Annotated in this window: 8 protein-coding genes; 6 read left to right on the top strand and 2 right to left on the bottom strand. The window is 40.8% G+C overall.

Features of this window, described 5'->3' with window-relative positions; all coding sequences use genetic code 11:
* Positions 1-62: 62 nt before the first annotated feature.
* Complete coding sequence (locus tag Q4567_RS03350; RefSeq protein WP_216049579.1) at positions 63-623, bottom strand: hypothetical protein; 561 nt, start codon at positions 621-623, stop codon at positions 63-65.
* A gap of 443 nt (positions 624-1,066) precedes the next feature.
* On the opposite strand from Q4567_RS03350, the gene Q4567_RS03355 reads away from it, so the two are divergent.
* The 4 genes from Q4567_RS03355 (at position 1,067) to Q4567_RS03370 (ending at position 12,768) form a co-directional block, all read left to right on the top strand.
* Entirely contained in the window at positions 1,067-3,205 is a 2,139-nt protein-coding gene (locus tag Q4567_RS03355) for a S8 family peptidase (protein ID WP_216049580.1), read from the top strand.
* Between the two features lie 275 nt (positions 3,206-3,480).
* Complete coding sequence (locus Q4567_RS03360) at positions 3,481-7,977, top strand: hybrid sensor histidine kinase/response regulator (protein WP_303499355.1); 4,497 nt, start codon at positions 3,481-3,483, stop codon at positions 7,975-7,977.
* Complete coding sequence (locus tag Q4567_RS03365; protein ID WP_303499356.1) at positions 7,967-9,736, top strand: EAL domain-containing protein; 1,770 nt, start codon at positions 7,967-7,969, stop codon at positions 9,734-9,736. The genes Q4567_RS03360 and Q4567_RS03365 overlap by 11 nt, the downstream gene beginning before the upstream one ends.
* A gap of 11 nt (positions 9,737-9,747) precedes the next feature.
* Positions 9,748-12,768, top strand: a complete 3,021-nt coding sequence (locus Q4567_RS03370; RefSeq protein WP_303499357.1) for a sigma 54-interacting transcriptional regulator — start codon at positions 9,748-9,750, stop codon at positions 12,766-12,768.
* A gap of 6 nt (positions 12,769-12,774) precedes the next feature.
* On the opposite strand, the gene Q4567_RS03375 is transcribed toward Q4567_RS03370, so the two are convergent.
* Entirely contained in the window at positions 12,775-14,844 is a 2,070-nt protein-coding gene (locus Q4567_RS03375; RefSeq protein ID WP_303499424.1) for a response regulator, read from the bottom strand.
* Positions 14,845-15,474: 630 nt separating this feature from the next.
* Here Q4567_RS03375 and Q4567_RS03380 point away from each other — a divergent pair.
* Positions 15,475-16,368 (top strand): VacJ family lipoprotein, encoded by an 894-nt coding sequence (locus tag Q4567_RS03380; RefSeq protein ID WP_252729336.1) that lies wholly within the window; start codon positions 15,475-15,477, stop codon positions 16,366-16,368.
* Positions 16,358-18,745 carry an RND family transporter gene (locus Q4567_RS03385; RefSeq protein ID WP_303499358.1) on the top strand — a complete coding sequence of 796 codons (2,388 nt, stop codon included), beginning with the start codon at positions 16,358-16,360 and terminating at the stop codon, positions 18,743-18,745. The genes Q4567_RS03380 and Q4567_RS03385 overlap by 11 nt, the downstream gene beginning before the upstream one ends.
* Positions 18,746-18,780: the final 35 nt, after the last annotated feature.

Genomic DNA, 18,780 nt, shown 5'->3' on the forward strand with positions numbered 1-18,780 from the left:
CAGGCAACTTAGCTAGTAAACTTAAAACTAGTCACTATATCTGGGGTGTCTATATTCTTATTTTAATTAACCGCATCATGACTTTTATCTAAAATATTAATGGTCACAAAGCAATTTTCGTTCAAAGATTGATTATCGTATTGAGCATCCACACATTCACCGCCATCACTAGCGGTTTGTCTGCTACCAGAGTATGCAAACACGGCAGTACCATCATCTTGCAATTCAATTAAGCTTTCTAAAAAGTAATCTGAGACAACGGCGATCGCAGTTGGCCGTTGCTCAGTTTGCAAAAAAGCTTCGGTCTCGAAAACGACAAAATAAGGATGTCCTTCTTCGGCGAAACTCATTACTGAGTACTTTCCTTGTGTCGAAAATCCCCAAAACCAACTTATAGCAACATCTCCTTTAATAACCTCAATAAGCACAGGCAGATGGCCCTTTTCTCGTTTGTACAAAATCAAGTCATTCACTGGGAAATGCTCTGCTTGGGTGGAAAGGGAGCATATTTCAAGGTTTTTTTGCGGAACGATTTGGCACTCCAATGACATTAAATCTGCAGCGGCGATTCCGTTGGTGGGAATAAACAAGGATAATAAAATTAGACCGTAAAGTGTCTTCATGGATATCTTTTACTATTAGCGTTCATTTATCAATGCTCATTAATGACCTATTTAATTCCAACAAATAACACTATCTTAGATTACGATTCTCGGCATTCGTCGTACCTATTTCTTTAAATTACAGGTTAACTTAACAATATTCTAGGTTTGCTTAGGCCAAATCATATTTTCTAATCTTTATTTGCCCTTTTAACTTGATATTAAATTTTCCAACGTATGATATTGAAAAAAATGAATGTAAATATTGAGCTGTCATTTCATTTTTTGCACTCATATTTTTCTGTTTGATTGCATTCATTATTTTCATATTAGACTAAAGGCTAATAAAACCGCGGGGGTAACTATTGGCATGAGGGTTGCTATATCTGATGGATAAATAGGAAACCTGTATTTTATGTTTAACGACATTCCATGTACGGTCAAAAATACTAGAGACAAATAACATGAAACTAAACAATAGAAATAAGATTGCAGTTCTCATAAGTGGGTTGTTGAGCTTTTCTACTCTAAATGCAAGCGCGGCAAGCAGCGGCCTTTTGGGGCTTAATCTTGAAAAAGTCACAGCAATTACAGATGTCTCAGAATTGACAACATCTTTGGGATTGCCAGAGCTTCCAGTGGTTAATAGCATCTTAGCAATGGATAATGAAATTTTAATCCAAGGCGGTGATATTGCGGTACTCAACGATTTAGTTAATTTAGTTGGTGGATTGGTTACCCACGAATTGCCGTTGGTCGGAGGAATTGGTGTACGAGTTTCTGATTTGCAATTGGAGCTGCTTAAAAGTCTACCTGCTCTGATTACAATTACTGAAAATCAACCTCTTTTTACTGCTGGTGCCCTTGATAATTGCCTAGTGTATGGAAGTCATGTTGTTGACCTAGAAAAAAATAAGGTGAGCTGGAACTTATATAATGCCCGTGACATGAATACTAATGTCGACGAAATGAGTTTCACTTGGCCTACAAGTTTGGGCAACATCAAATCGGTTAAATTCAATGGTACAACTGTGTTTTGGAGCTTGTTTGGCCGCCAAAACGGAGAGTTAACCCTAGATTCTTCTTGGTTAAGTCGTTACGCAAAAATGAACGCCTTTGATGATGCAAAAGTTGAATTAACTTTCTCCCGTAATGGTACAGAAAATTATCAACAAAACGACTTTTCAATGGACGTTTCGTTTACCCAAAATTGTAGTCGTGACCTAGTGAAAGGATACGACACTCAAGCCAATGAAGGCGATAGCAACAGCTACTATGTAAACACCATTGGTGCTGATGAGTTACATGACAATGGTATTACCGGTAAAGACATTACCGTTGCGGTTATCGATAGTGGTGTATGGGCGAGTCACAAAGCGCTAAAAAATGACACCTACGATAATCCTAGAATTACAGCTGCTTTTGATGCAATTGAAAATCAGGAATTACAACCAGAAGATATGACGGATGAAAATAGTCATGGAACACATATTTCTGGGATCATCGCCAACAGCGACCATGCAGTCGTTGATGGACAGATGCGCAGTTATTATCAAGGGGTTGCTCCAGACGCAAACCTAGTGGTGATTAAAGCGTTCTATGAAGATGGCCATAGTACTTATTTAGATGCACTTAGAGCGATTCAATATATTGCTGATAATCACGAAGAACTTAATATTCGAGTTGTGAATTTATCCTTTGGTGCGCCGCCACGTTCGAATTACTGGGCGGATCCAATCAATCAAGCGATCATGAAATTATGGGAAGAAGACATTGTAGTGGTAACCTCTGCTGGTAACACTGGACCGGCGGCAATGACTATCGGTGTGCCTGCCAATGTTCCTTATGTTATTAGTGTTGGCGCAATAACTGACAACTACACGCAAGATAATCCTCATGATGATGAGTTACTTTCATTCTCATCTCAAGGTCCAACGCACGAAGCTTTTGTTAAGCCCGATTTGGTTGCGCCAGGTGGACATATATTTAGCTTAGCTAATGAAGATATGTATGTGCCTAATAAATTTCCGCAATATATGGTTGGAAATGATCGCTTTATTATGTCTGGTACGTCACAAGCGTCCGGTGTGGTAAGTGGGATAGTGGCGTTAATGCTGCAAAACGATCCGAGTTTAAGTGCTAACGATGTGAAGTGCCGCTTAATGAGCAGTACTACCATGGCGCAGTTATCAAATGGGCAACTTGCTTACAGCCCCTTCCAACAAGGTTCAGGTAGTGTAAATGCTGTTAAAGCGGTTGAATCGACTGCTATGGGATGCGCTAACAATGGCCTGGACATAGCTGCTGATCTAAGTGGTGAACAACACTATATGGGCGCTGCTCGTAAAGATGAAAATGGCAACTATTACATCGAAGGTTTTGAATTTGAGGTTTGGGAAGAAGCTTTCATTTGGGAAGAAGCCTTCATTTGGGAAGAAGCTTTCATCTGGGAAGAGGCTTTCATTTGGGAAGAAGCTTTCATCTGGGAAGAGGCTTTCATTTGGGAAGAAGCGTTCATCTGGGAAGAAGCTTTCATTTGGGAAGAGGCTTTCATTTGGGAAGAAGCATACGTGAACCAAGAAAACTTTTTGTTGCAAGAATAATCCTATTTACTCAATACCTTCAGCCCCTCAGAGTTTATCTTTGCAGGGGCTGAGTTGTTTTTTATCCATGTAATATTTTGTTTATTCATTTCATTTTTAATCAGTATGCTTAAAGTGGCTTTTTATAACCTTGCGTTAGGCTTGAATACTAGGTTAAACGCGCGCTTTTTAGGCTATTTACAGCAATTCATTGGCATACGTATTTCATTAGGTTAATCTAATTTAAAAACGATGAGCAGTGAAGAAGTATGTTGAAAAGAGGAATATTGGGTTATTTGTTTTTTCTGTTATTAAGTAGCAGTGCAGTTGCCGCAGATGCTCCTAATTTCAATTTCTCCTCAGACGATTTAACTAAGCAGCTAGCTCAAAAAAGTGTACGACAGATATACCACGATAGTACTGGCTATATGTGGATAGTTACCCAAGTAGGCGTCAGTCGTTACGATGGGTATCAATTGTTACGTTTCGTTCATGATCCTCGAAATGATACATCTCTTAGTTCGGATAACGCCTTTGCAATTATTGAAGATCACCAAAAGCGTTTGTGGATAGCCACTGACGGTGGTGGGCTTAACTTGTTCAACGCTGCCAAACAAACGTTTACAGCTTGGACAGAAGCCGATAATTCTGCTTCTGCACCCACATCAAATAGACTTCAAACGTTATTCTTAGACTCCCAAAATTTTATTTGGATTGGTTATCGAAATGGTAATTTTAGCCGTTTTAATCCTGATGACATGATTTTTGAGCATTTTAATACCCGAGAGCTTCTACCTGAGCTTGAAAAAGATGCCTCTATTACATCCATTGTTGAAGATGAAGAGTACATTTGGCTTGCCACCAATGGAAATGGTTTAATTAAATTCCACAAGCAAAAGCAAACCGTAGAGCGATTATTTTCGGGGCCAAATTCAACATTTTTTAGTAACTCGTTAAAGCAACTATTTGTTGATGCCCAACAAAGGTTGTGGATAGCCAGCCAAGACGCTGGTGTGATAGTTGCCGATCCTAAAAAATTAAAGTTCTCTAATTGGCAACATCATGAAAATCTAAAACATAGTTTACCTTCCAATCTTGCTTATGCGATTTTTCAGGACCACCGTCAACGTATCTGGATTGGCACCGATGCTGGCGTTGCGCTTTGGGATGGCAAAGATGGTTTTGACACTTTTACAACCGAAGATGGGGTGACCGATAATATCATCTTGTCAATTCAGCAAGATTCTACTGGGTTAATTTGGCTGGGTACCTTTAACGGTATTACCAAAACCATTGAAGTACCCTTTGAGCATATAGCGAAAGGATTAGCGAATAACGTTGTTTTAGGATTTGCTGAAACCCATGCAAGTGATGGTGTATCGTCAATTTGGATAGCCAGTTATAGTGGGTTGACACAGCTAGATGCGAACGGAGAAGTAATTCAAATCATCAATAAAGAAACTCAACCAGCGTTACGGGACGCAAGAGTTACAGCGGTTCTTGGTGAAAATAATATATTGTGGTTCGGGACTCGGGGGTCGGGGTTGGGGAGACTCAATGTCGATAACAATCAAATAGAGTTCTTTTCCCATGATCCCGCAAATCCTGATAGCCTAAGTTTCAATGGTGTCACCAGCGTTTTAGCCGATAATGCGGGCAATATTTGGGTAGGAACCTTTGGTGGTGGCTTAAATTATTTGCCTGCGGGAAGCGATCAATTTGTGCATTATCGGCATGATGAAAATGACCCAGAAAGCATAAATAGTGATCGGGTTTTGGCTATTTATCAATTGCTTGATGGCACTATCGCTGTTGGCACTGTGTCCGGTATCAATTTACTTGATTTGGCTGACAGTAAATTTCAACGTATTGAGCATATTCCTGAGGATATTAATAGTTTGTCCGCTGCGACGGCATGGACCTTTTATCAAGATTCAAAAGCACAATTGTGGGTTGGCACTCAGGGGGGCGGGTTAAATAAATGGCTGCCTGAAGATATGCAAGCAAACAACAATAACTTTACACACTATGACAGTTTTAGTGGTCTTCCAAGCAGTCATATTTATGCAGTTTTAGATGATAACAATGGCAACCTTTGGTTAAGTAGTACTGCAGGGTTAACTCGGTTAAATGTCGAATCAGGTAAAACAAGACATTTTGATAGTTCTCAAGGATTAAAAGAAAGCGAATTTAACTATGGTGCGGGCTTTAAAGATAGTAACGGGTTTATGTATTTTGGTGGTATCACTGGCTTTATTCGTTTTCATCCCGACCAGATAAAAGACAGTTCAGTGGTACCTCCTGTGGTGGTGGTTAGAATCAAAAAATTGAATGAACAAGTTTGGTTTGATGTGCCTTATCAGCAGTTACAGCAGCTAGAATTAGACTACAAAGATTATTTTATTTCATTTGAATTTGCAGCCCTTGACTACAATGCGCCGGGGCTCAACGAGTATCGATATAAATTAGACGGACTTGATTCCGATTGGATTGAACTAGAAAATCGACGCATTGCAACATTCACCAATTTACCGGCTGGAAACTACACACTTAAAGTGCAGGCGAGTAATAACCAAGGATTGTGGAATACAGAAGGTATTGTATTGCCGATAAATGTGCTCCCTCCACCTTGGAAAACAATGTGGGCTTACAGCTTGTATGCGCTCATTGTGATTCTAATTGTGCTAAATACTATGTGGCGCTACCGACTTAAACGTTTGGCCGAGATCCAGCAACTGATTGACCTAGAAGAGAAGGTTGAAGAACGTACCAAAGAGTTACGACATGCCAATGCGCAACTTGAAACCAGTATGCAAGAAACAGAAAAAGCCAGAAAGTTAGCAGAACAAGCCAGTAAAGAGAAAAGTGATTTCTTAGCTATCATGAGTCACGAAATTCGCACTCCAATGAATGGTGTACTGGGCATGACAGAAGTATTGTTAAGCTCTGATCTTAAACCTAAACAACAGCATTTTGCCCAATTGGTGTATCGTTCGGGGCGGTTGCTTCTCGATTTACTCAACAATATTTTAGATTTTTCCAAGCTTGAAGCCGGTAAAGCGACTCTGGAGTCAGTGCCAGTTGATCTTGAGGCTTTGGTTGAAGAGGTGTGTGATTTGTTTAGTGAGTCGGCCTATAACAAAGGCTTGTACGTAAACGCTATTCTATCTCCAGATCCTCTCCCTGAAGTTTACGCCGACCCAGCTAGATTACGACAAATCATTGCAAACTTAACCAGTAACGCGATTAAGTTTACAGAGCAAGGCGAAGTGAATGTCAGTATTAGGCGTGTTCCTTGTTATACCTCCCATGCAGATTCTTCGGAAGCGCCCAATAATTACAGTGGTTTTGAAATAAGCATTCAAGATACTGGTATAGGTATGGCACCTGATCGACAACAGAAAGTCTTTGAAATGTTTACCCAAGCAGATGCCTCTACCACCCGAAAATACGGCGGGACAGGATTAGGCCTAGCGATTTGTCGTCAGCTTACCACGTTAATGGGCGGTAACATTGATGTGCAATCTACACTAGGGCAAGGCAGTACATTCAGCCTCGAAGTTGATTTGCCATTAACCCACAACCAGGTTATCGAGAATACGCCAGAGACTCGTTTTCCCACTGTACATTTGGTGAATCTTAACGGTGGTTTAGGACTGGCAGTTACTAATATGTTGAGCAAATTAGGTGTTAAAACCTTACATGTGCAACGAGTTAACGGACAATTAGCCTCTGCAAAGGATGGTTTATGGATCAGCCTTAGTGAATATGAGGGGGCAATACAAGAAGCGCAAATCCCATTGCAAAAATGGATATGCTTGTTGCCCTCCTCACAGTGGCAAGAAAACGATAAACGCAATATTTTGCCGCTACCTATTCATTTGAGTGAACTACAGGCAAGTTTACATAAAGCCATAGGTCTTAAAAGTGCAGATCGTCAGCACAGCAATAACGACTACCCTAATCATCAGAAGTTTAATGCGAATATCTTGGTAGCAGAAGATAGTTTAACCAATCAAGAGGTAGCGAAAAGCATGTTAGGCATGCTTGGTTGTGAAACATGGTTGGCAGATAATGGCGCAGAAGCGGTTGAACAAATAAATCTACGTCAACCTGATTTAGTGTTGATGGATTGCCAAATGCCTATTATGGATGGCTACAAGGCCACCATGGAGATCAGGAAAAACTGGCCGGAGATTCCAATTATTGCACTAACTGCTGGTATGGGAGATGATTTACGCCAACAATGTTTAGGGGCAGGCATGAATGATGTTATGACTAAGCCCTTTTCATTGCGAGAACTTGAACATACTTTGACGCGCTTTTTAGGCTCTGTAAAACAACCTCAGGTCAATGATTCACCAGACAGTGAGCACGATAGTCTAAATGCCCCTCATAGTGGGAATAGCGTAGCCAGCGATGAAGAGCCAGAATCGGAGTTAATCGATATGGCAACGGTGGATACGTTATTGAAAATTAGTCGAGATACCGGAAATCCAGTGTTTGTAAAAGTGTTGGATGCATTTACCCAAGAAGCTGAAAAATTAATCACACAGCTGTTTACACAAGTGAATAGTCCAGACATGGATTTGCATGAGGTTGCAGAAATTGCACATGCCTTAAAATCGATGTCAGGAAACTCTGGCGCTAAGGCATTGTATCAAATATGTCAAACCTTAGAGAGCATGTCAAAACAGCAACAATCGGAAGGAATCGATACTTTAGCACACAGTATACAAGCTACTTTTTTACAAAGTTGCGAGCAGTTGGAGACATTCAGAAATGTCAGTTGAATCAAAAATTAAAATTCTAGTGAGTGACGATGATCTCACCGCGCGAATTTTAATGAAAGAAACACTTAGCAGTGAAACCATTGAAGTGCTTGAAGCCGAAAATGGGAAACGCGCTTTGGAGCAGTTTGAGAAGCACTCTCCTTCACTGATTTTGCTAGATGTTTCTATGCCAGAAATGAATGGATTTGAAGTATGCGAAAGGATCCGCAGTTTAAAAAGCGGCGAGCATGTTCCTATCATTATGGTAACAGGTTCAGATGATTTGGAGTCTATTCACCGCTCATATGCGGTAGGGGCAACTGACTTTATTGCCAAACCCATTAGATGGCCAATTTTGGGTGAAAGAGTTAAGTACATCCTCCGTGCGAGTCAAGCCTTTGCAGATTTAGTTACGCAGCAAAAAGAACTCCATCAACTGGCTTTCTATGACACTTTGACTGGCTTGCCTAATCGCCAATACTTAATGCAAGATTTGCAACGTTTTCTTGCTTTAGCTCAGCGTAAACAACATCAAGCCGCAATGTTATTTATCGATCTTGATCGGTTCAAGCGGATAAACGACACCATGGGGCACAGTAATGGCGACAAATTACTGCGCAAAGTGGCTCATCGCCTTCAGACTAATTTACGGGATAGTGACGTTTTTGCCCGCGTTGGGCAGAGTCTCTCTTTAAATCAACCACAACTTTCCAGTTTTGGTGGGGATGAATTTACTATTTTTTTAAATGGGCTAAACGATGCGAATGAGGCCACCTTAGTTGCTGAAAGAGTTATTCGTAGCTTCAGTAAGCCGTTTCAACTAGAACAGTTTGAAGTGGTAATTACACCCAGTATTGGTATTTCGATGTTCCCTAATGATGGAGAAGACGCCGAGACCTTACTTAAAAATGCAGACACAGCGATGTACTCTGCCAAACAGGCAGGCCGCTGTTGTTATAAGTTTTACCGTGACTCAATGAATGCTAAAGCTGCCGCTCGATTACAACTCGAGCAAGATCTACGTCAAGCACTCAACGCCGGTGAAATCATACCTTTTTACCAACCACAAGTTTGTGCGCAAACGGGACACATACTGGGAGTTGAAGCGCTCGTAAGGTGGTTGCCAGCAAATGGAGGAATGATTCCGCCAGATGAATTTATCGCTATTGCCGAAGAGACCGGTTTAATTAATGTTTTGGGACAGCTTGTATTAGAGCAAAGTTGCCAGCAAGCCAAAATCTGGATGAACAACAATACGCCTGTCAGAGTGGCGGTGAATGTCTCAGGTCATCAATTTAGACAACATAATTTTACCGAAATCGTAGCTGAGGCCCTGCGTAACAGTGGATTACCAGCAGAGTTACTCGAATTGGAGTTAACTGAATCGGTGATTATGAGTGATGCCGAAGAAAATATTGCACGCTTGATTGAATTAAAAACCTTAGGGGTAACGTTAGCCGTCGATGATTTTGGAACGGGTTACTCGTCGTTGAGTTACTTGAAAAAATTCCCTATTGATATATTAAAAATTGATCGCTCATTTATGTGTGATTTGGACTCTGCACCTGATGATGTGGCGATTGTGGAAGCTATTTTAGCCCTTGCTCAAAGCTTGAATCTCGGTGTGATCGCCGAAGGTATCGAAGATGCTCGGCAAATAGAAATATTAAAGGATAGTAAACATTTATTGTTGCAAGGCTATTTATTCTCACGGCCATTGGCAGCTGAATATATAGCTCCTTTGTTAACTCAGAACTTTACTCACCTTATGCAAAAATAAGAATAATAACAATGAAACCTTGCAAGTCTGATGAAGCTGTTGAAGAAAATAAAGAGCAAATAACACTATTTATTGATGGTGATTTAGCCGCAGATTCAGCATATTCCGCGGCGATTTCTGCGCTCCAACACACCTTTGCTGCAAAGTACGATTTCGTTATTACAGCACTGGCTGAGCAGAGTTTGCCAACGACAATGTTATTGCTTTGTCAAAATGAAGAGCACGGGACTTCTTTGAGCAACAGATTTAACTTGCATAGCTTGCAGGTATTTTGGTTGCCACAAGACCCCTCATATCAACCGTTAAAACCATTAATAAACGGGCACTGGTATTTAGACTGGAAACAACCACCTACAGTCTTGCCAGTACTGTCGTTAATACAACAGCAGCATCGATTGCTGGCGGATTTCTCCACCACCAAGCAAAAACTATCGATGTTAACTGAGTGTTTAGGGGAAATGTCTTTGACCCTAAATTCACATGGCCAAATAATTGAAATGAATGCGCCTTTACTAAAGGTTATGGGGGAGTCTGGGAAGTCAGTAATCGGTCAAACATTGCTTTCGTGTCTGAACATTCCCTCTTCAATCGCTAAACGTCGAATGACACAAATTTTGGCTGATTTAAGTCGTACTCACTCAATGACTAGGTTGCCACCATTTCCTGTTCAATTGAAAGATGCAGTGGTTATGCTCGATGGCTTTGTTGGCCCTTTTAATCATGATGACACTTTATTGATTTTACGGCAGATCGCTAGTTGGCAGAATCAGGAGTGGTTAGAACAGTCGGCCGCAAAAAATACACCGGTAACGCTTTTGCTGGTGAATCCCGACGATTTTGCGGCATTTAATCAACAATATGGCCGCGATATAGGCGATCAAGTTTTAGCTGAAATTATACAATGTATGTCGGATTTATTGCGTTCCGCTGATTTTGCTAGCCGCTTTAGCGGAGCTGTATTCGCTGCTCATCTACCAGAAACGAATGAACAACAAGGTCAGGTTTTAGCATCTCGCATGCGTGAAATGCTGCGTAAAAAACGCTTTTCAGCTAAAAAAGTTAATTTGGATTTTAGTTTTGGCTTAGCCACTATTGAGTCAGAAGAACAGCTTAACGAACATTCTCCGTTAGAACTTTTTCGACGAGCAAATGCCGCGCTACAAGCCGCGCGAAGCATCGGAGGCGGCACTTTAGTTTGCTGGCAACCGAAATTCGACGCTAACATATTGGCAAATTTAGATCGCATGAGTGGTAAGTTTTCTGATGCCGCCGATGACGACTTCAAACTCATTACGCTGCAATGGGATATTATTCGTATTATCGGCAGTACACACGATTTGCAAAGCTTTTCTGAGCAAGTCTGTCAGCTCATCAGCAGCGGAATGTCATCGATGTATGCCGGATTATATTTAACCAAAGGCGATGGTTTAATTAATTTATCTTGCGCAAGTGAGCCTAAAGTAGAGGTGAAAAGTGTCCATCAATGGGTTACCACTAATATCCAGGTCGATAATCTAGATAATTTGACCGCTGTACCTTTACTTGAGCTGAACGCCACTACGCTTCAAGCTTCTGTACCTTTAGTGACTCGCGGTAAATGCCTAGGGGTTATTGTCTTGCGTTGGCATAGCAACCAGCAACCTGTGGCTAAAAAATACACTGAATTACTACAACAAGTCTCGGCGAACTTAGGTACTGCCATTGATCGAATTATATTGTTGGATCAAAGTCATAAACAGGGCAACAGCCCAGCGAAAAGTGAACCTGATAATCATCAAACCCACGAGTTGTTATTTGAATCTGCTGCGATGCGCACCTTGATGCAGCAGGTACAATTAGTAGCCCCAACAGATGCATCTGTGTTGCTTATCGGTGAATCAGGAACTGGTAAAGAAGTGATAGCCAGACAAATCCATAATCACGGATTACAGCCCAATAAACCCTTTATCACCGTCGATTGCAGTACCATAGTTAAACATCTGATTGAGAGTGAGCTTTTTGGGCACAGAAAAGGAGCCTTCACTGGAGCCACCAGTGATCAACCAGGAATGATTGCGCAAGCTGACGGTGGTACCTTGTTTCTAGATGAGGTAGGGGAGTTACCACTGGACATACAATCAAAATTATTGCGCTTCGTACAAGAGAAAACCTTTGTTGCCGTGGGCGATCAAAGGGTAAGGAAAGTGGATGTTAGACTGGTATTGGCAACCAATCGCAATTTATCAGATGAGGTGGCCGCAGGTCGTTTTCGTGCTGATCTTTACTACCGAATTAACGTTTTCACGTTAAATTTGCCTCCTTTGAATCAGCGTGGCGAGGACACCTTGCTGTTAGCGCGACATTTTTTGAAGAAGTTTAGTCAGCAATACAATAAACCAATTCTCGATATTTCGTCATCAGCAGTCGAGACATTACGTCGTTACAGTTGGCCTGGCAACGTAAGAGAACTTCGAAACTGTATTATGCGGGCTGTTATAACTTGCCCCAGTGACTATTTAGAATCTGAGCACTTGAATCTACAAGCGCCATCTTTAGAGCTGCAGCCCTCAGCTTCTCATGCCACGCCGAGTTTACAGACTGTAGAGCTTACCCAAGATGACGACGAAGAGCTGTTGCCCGCTTTAACCGTGTTGCTAAACAAAGTTGTCTGTCTGGCCATTCAACAACCAACATCTTTTCCGGTCACTGTTTGGTTAGAAAAACTATGGATTGAATTGTGTCTACAAAAATGGGGAAGCCTTTATCAAGTCGCACTCAAAGTTGAGCAGTCAGAATCGACTTTACGAAGACGCTCTGCAAAATTAAAAGATACTGCAATTGATCACCCTCTATTAGAAGAGTTAACTGTTGAATGCAGCTCGTTGCTGCAACGCTTCCTGGATGGAGAAGCAATCCCCAATCTGTGGTCTACCTTAGAATCTACAATGTATGCAATTGTCGTTAGGCAACAGATAACCCAACAAGCAAAAGCCAAGTTATTGGATGTAACTCAACCCACTTTGCGTAAAATAATGCAACAATACCAAGGTTAATTTGGGTTAGTCTTTTAAGTACTTTTGAATCATAGAGAGCAGCGATACTTTATCAATTGGTTTGGACAGAAAATCGGTCATGCCTGCCGCTTTGCACTTTTCTCTATCTTCAACGTAAGCATTAGCTGTGAGTGCAATAATTGGCTTATTAAAGTTTAACTTTGTTTTTAATTTAACCGTCGCAGTTAAGCCATCCATAACAGGCATTTGTAAGTCCATTAAAATCAAATCAAATTGTTCAAATATACAGGCGTTAATAGCTTTTTCACCGTCGCTTACAATTGACACATCGTAACCAGCAGCTTCAAGCATTGTTTTGACCACTTCAGCGTTAATTTCATTGTCTTCGGCAACCAAAATTTTAAAACTACTTTGTGATGGTTCAGCTTTAGAATCCTGCAGTAAATGAGTTTTTTGTAATTGACGTAAATCACCCTCTAATTCTTGTCTGATAATAGGCTTAGCATGGGTGCGCCATATTACTTTTCGCACGTCTTCCGAACATTCTAAATCTTCGATAAGTGCTGAGACCAAAATGATGTAGGGGAGTTGCGTCCCCTTTTGTCTTAACAGTTCTTCAATTAAATCAACACCGCTCAAACCAGGCATCGATAGGTCGAGGATTAAGATGTCAAATTGTGAGGTGTCGGTGGTTAAAAATTGTTCCGCAGAATTGAAGGTAGAGGTGTTCATACCTTGTGATTTGGCAACATGCTCAATATATTCTCTGCTCGTAATTAAATCATCGACAATGGCACACTTTAAATGCACTTGTGAGTGAATGTTTTCGACTTTCTCACTGTCTATTTCAATCGGTATTGATAGCGTAAAGCAACTGCCCTTAGCTAATTCACTTTGCACCGTGAGTTCACCTTGCATCAAATCAGCTAACTGCTTAGTGATAGCTAACCCCAACCCTGAACCTCCAAACAATCTAGTGGTGGATTGTTCTGCCTGCTCAAACTTATTAAAAATAGAAGACAGTTTTTGGGCTTCGATTCCAATCCCAGTATCTTTAACACTAATAGACAGCCAATACTTCTTGTTTTTAACGTTCACGCCAACAGAAAGGGTTATGCTGCCAACGTCGGTGAACTTAATGGCATTATTCAATAAGTTGTGCATGATTTGCGATAACCGCGTAGGGTCGCTTATGACACGAGTGGGCAAACTGGTTGTTTTGTGAAAATTGAAGGTTAAGTTTTTTATTCGACAATTCGCCGACTGCACAGATGCAACGTCATCGAATAGCTGAACTAAATCAAATGGTGTCCGTTCAATGCGTAACTTACCTGCTTCAATCTTTGACAGGTCAAGTACATCATTTATCAGCACCAACAATTGTTTGCCAGCGCTTTTAGCCTTTTTTAAGTAGTCATTACTTTTACTTGGATTATCGATGGCCAACTCTATCATGCCAAACAAACCGTTCATTGGGGTTCTCAATTCATGGCTCATATTGGCTAAGAATTCAGATTTCGCTTTATTGGCCTGTTTTGCCTGACGTGCTGACTCTTCGGCTTTGTGCAACGTTAAACGCAGCGACGCCAAACTACTTGTAATTTTGGCTTCCATAGGTCGAAAAATTAGAAGAGCTTCAAGCACTAATAATAGCAAGGTAAATAACCACAAAAACAATTCAATGTTTGCCACTCGCTCAACTCGTTCGCGCGCAGCCAACTCAAATTCCTGCACAACTTGATTAAGGGCAAAAAGAAGTTTGTCGGTTTCAGTTGTATTAAAGTGTGAAGGGATAGCTCCACATGTATCAGCAAGGCTACTAAAATTGAGTGCCGCTTCAGCGTAGTTTTGGCTTTTTAAATTTAACCCAAACTCACCAAAATACAGCTCTTGTACTTTAGCGGGCAAGTTTGGTAACTCACTTAGATAAACGCGATTACGCTCAAATGTTTCAACTGTGGATTGTAGCGCCTGACTTTGCTGCGATTTGTCAGCTGGACAGGTTGATAGTCGAGTGACAAACAGCGCAATGCGTTGCGACAGCATGCGTTGTTGGCCTGCAATATTGACGATATAAGCATCATTCAATTGTGCTTTAATTATATACCGCAACATTAATGCAGAAACAGAGACTGTGGCCGCCACTAGGAAAAGTGCCACTATATAACGTGCTCTAATTGTTAAGTGTTTACTAAATAGAGTGGTTAACACATGATTTGCTTCTTTGAGATCGCTTATCAACTAGATTAGAGAGACGTGTGATAAATGCAACCCTTCGCGAAAAATTTTCGCCAAATTTAATATGAGAAAATGAACCCTAATTTTTGAGTAACCGCGCCTTTGTTGTTTTATTACAAAGTCGACTAGGCCTTAATTACTGTAGCTATTTCTGCTTGAGAGTAAGTTTTACAATTTTCTTTTCACTGAGGCCGCTATTAGTCATCCTAATCTGTGTTTCCAGTCCTTGATTAAACACATTGTATGGCCTAATTTTTTAATCATCAGCAGCTATTCGAAAACAGCGTAGGTAACGGATTTACTAGTCTGCCAATAATATGATCCGATATTCACCTGGATAGCGTACATCCTAATGCTATTAACTTTACAAGCATAAAAAAGTCGTAGCACTGTTTGGCAAGTATATTGCTATTTCAGATTAGTTCGCGCAATGGGAGTTGGCCAAAGCGTTGTCGACACACCTGTAGTTCTACAATTGGATGAGAACACCTTATGTTGGATTCAAATATGCTAAATCCGTTAAATAGATACATCAAATTGGTATGCTTAATCAGTGTTCTGGTTGTCAGTGGATGCAGTTCTAGTCGTGTTGAGCAAGTCGATGCACAACCTCCAAGTAACCAGCAGATTACTATCAATACCTCCCAAGGGGAGCAGGTATTAACGCCTACAGTGGTCACTTATGATCCTGTTACGTTTGCGGACCCTTTGGAGTCAATCAATCGGCCTATTTTTGCTTTTAATGATGTTGTGTATCGTTATTTTCTAATCCCAGTTGGCAAAGGCTACGATGCTGTAGTGCCAGATCCTGTGCAAACCGGCATTGGTAATTTTTTCAGTAATTTACGGGAACCTCTCAATCTTTTAAATAATTTGGCCCAAGGTGAAGGTAAAAAATCGGGAACCAATTTGGGAAGATTTTTAATTAACTCTACTGTGGGATTGCTGGGTTTGTTTGACCCAGCCGATGCTTGGTTTGATATGCCGGAAGAAACCGCAACTATAGGTGATACTTTGGCGTCGTATGATGTTGGTTATGGCAATTATTTGGTGTTACCTATCCTCGGTCAGTCAGATTTCAGGAACGCCTTTTCTACTCTTAGTGAAAGTATTTTGAGTCCCGTTCATGTGATTTCTGACTCGCCTGAATCAAGCTATTTACAAGGACTAGATGGTTTCAACGACTTTGTCCCTACAGCTCCCTCTTATGAAGAATTAAGAGCGCAATCTGATGATCCTTATACTTTTTTCAGAAATATGTATCTTCAGAGCGTCGAAAGGGATGAGCAATTTGAAGGTGCGCCTCAACAATTTTCCCCTTCACCTGCGAACAGTGAAAAAAATCGTAATAAAACCACTAATCTAGATTCACAGCAGAGGGCGGACAGTAGTGAAAAGTAATTTAGCGCAACTGTTGATCCATCACAGCAAATGGATTCTGCTCGCATTTGTTATCTTGGGAATTATTTCGGCCTATTTTGCACAGCGATTTAGAATTGATGCTTCAGCAGATACATTATTGGTAAAGGACAATCAGCTTTATATTGAAACTCAGGTAATGAATCAAAAATTCTCGCCGGATGAATTTATACTTGTGGCTTATGAACCGAAAAATCACGCTGTTTTTTCAGATAAAACCTTCGAGCAACTTCAGCAACTTGGCGATGCTTTCTCGGCATTTCCCAGAGTTAAATCGGTAACCCACATACTCAATGTTCCGCTGCTCAGCAATGCCACATCGTTAAGTGCCGATTTAGATCCAGATGCATACACTTGGGAATCACAGCGTTATTCAGCACAACAAATGCAACAAGTTTTTCAGGACCATCCGTTGTTTACTGATTTACTCGTCAATAAAAAGCAAAGCGCGACTGCTATCCAAATCGTATTCAAAAAAAATCGCCAATTAGTCGAGATTCAAAATCAGATCACAGATATTCAAAAAAATGCCCTTGAAAGGGAGTTAAGTAAGGATGAGCAAGAAAAAATAGACCAACTAAAAGCGCAAGCTGATCCGATCGACCAAGAACTGAAAGCGCAACGCAAACAAGAAATAGACAAAATTTATGAAATTACCGAACAATATCAACAAGACGCGAGTTTCTATTTAGGCGGGGCTTACGTGTTAGGCCAACAAATGATTGATATTATTAAGCGCGATCTTGTGCTATTTGGCAGTGCTATTGGTGGAGCTATTGTGGTGATGCTATTTATTTTATTTCGCCGCGTACGCTGGGTAGTATTACCGGTCGTATCTTGTAGTTTGAGTGTTCTATTAACGGTGGGAATCTTTGGTTTATTAGATCTGCGGACCACTGTTATTTCCTCAAATTTCATCGCTTTGCAGCTTATTCTGACTTTAGCTGTAATGATTCACTTGATTGTAGAGTATCGACAACTGGCTGTGAAAAATAGTCAAGACAGTCAATCCGAGTTATTAGAACAAACCTTAAAAAACAAGTTTAAGCCTTGTCTTTATGCTGGGTTAACCACCTCTGTTGGATTTGGATCTTTGCTATTTAGCGGGATTCAACCTGTGGTTAGTTTCGGTTGGATGATGATAGTCGCTATGATTATCTCTATTCTGGTGAGCTTGTTGCTGTTTCCTGCATTTCTATCGGTTTTATCCCATAAAGACGAAAGCGGTGAAAATCGAGTTACTCAAAAAATTATCAACGGCTTCACTGCGCTTAGCTTAAATTATGCAAAAACCATTGGCGTCTTGAGCCTAGTGCTGGTGGGGATATCCGTCATTGGGATTATGCGTTTGGATGTGGAAAATAGTTTTTTAAACTATTTTAAAGAGTCAACAAAAGTGCGCCAGGAGTTAACGTTTATAGACCAAGAGTTCGGGGGCTCTACGCCAATGGATGTGGTGTATACGATTCCCAATGAACAACAAGACAAACAACTAGTGTTAACTGCGGAGTCTGTCCAAACATTACAAAAAATCCAAGCCGTGTTGCAAAGTTATGATGCCATGGGCAATGTGACTTCGGTATTCAATTTTACCGAATTGGCGATGCGAATAAATGATCAAAAGCCGTTAACCGAGTACGAATTAACAGCCATTTATACTTTGGTGGATAAGTCGCTTAAAGATAAATTGTTAGGTGCGTATTTCGACCCTAAAACCAATCAACTTAGAATCAGTACTCGGATTAAAGACAGCACAGCTGATTTTAATCGTGCTGAATTTTTAGAAAATCTCAAAGCCGATATGCAAACAATTGGTGTCGATAAGCAAGACTATGTTTTAACCAACCTGTTTGTGCTGTATCAAGACATACTACAGCGTTTGTTTAAATCCCAAATTATGACGTTAGGATTAGTCTTTATCGCGTTATTCTTTGTTTTATTTGCGATATTTCGGTCGGTGCGCATTGCGCTGGTTGCCGTCATTCCCAACATTCTTACCACTATGACTATTTTAGGTGTGATGGGCTTGTTGGCAATTCCATTAGATTTAATGACGATCACCATATCGGCCATCGCTATGGGGATTGCGGTAGATGATACCATCCATTTTATTCATCGATATCTTGAAACCCAAAAAAGTTCAAAACCCGCTGAAGCGATTAAAAAAACCTTCAACAGCGTGGGTTACGCACTATTATTCACGACGACCATCATCACAATTGGCTTTGCATTGTTAAGCTTCTCTGATTTTGTACCTAGTATCTTGTTTGGGTTATTAACTGGCTTGGCGATGCTAATGGCGCTGTTGACTGATTCAACGTTGTTACCGGTGTTGTTAAAGCGTTTTGTGAAAAACTAGTTTTGGATAACAAATTGTGTAACCCAAAGATCCCC

The sequence above is a fragment of the Aliiglaciecola sp. 2_MG-2023 genome, from assembly GCF_030548145.1.
Lineage (GTDB): Bacteria > Pseudomonadota > Gammaproteobacteria > Enterobacterales > Alteromonadaceae > Aliiglaciecola > Aliiglaciecola lipolytica_A.

What these genes read in the sequence shown, in the direction of transcription:
- Q4567_RS03375 (WP_303499424.1), bottom strand. Translation starts at nt 14,844, where the DNA reads ATGTTGCGGTATATAATTAAAGCACAATTGAATGATGCTTATATCGTC.
- Q4567_RS03350 (WP_216049579.1), bottom strand. Translation starts at nt 623, where the DNA reads ATGAAGACACTTTACGGTCTAATTTTATTATCCTTGTTTATTCCCACC.
- Q4567_RS03380 (WP_252729336.1), top strand. Translation starts at nt 15,475, where the DNA reads ATGCTAAATCCGTTAAATAGATACATCAAATTGGTATGCTTAATCAGT.
- Q4567_RS03365 (WP_303499356.1), top strand. Translation starts at nt 7,967, where the DNA reads ATGTCAGTTGAATCAAAAATTAAAATTCTAGTGAGTGACGATGATCTC.
- Q4567_RS03355 (WP_216049580.1), top strand. Translation starts at nt 1,067, where the DNA reads ATGAAACTAAACAATAGAAATAAGATTGCAGTTCTCATAAGTGGGTTG.
- Q4567_RS03370 (WP_303499357.1), top strand. Translation starts at nt 9,748, where the DNA reads ATGAAACCTTGCAAGTCTGATGAAGCTGTTGAAGAAAATAAAGAGCAA.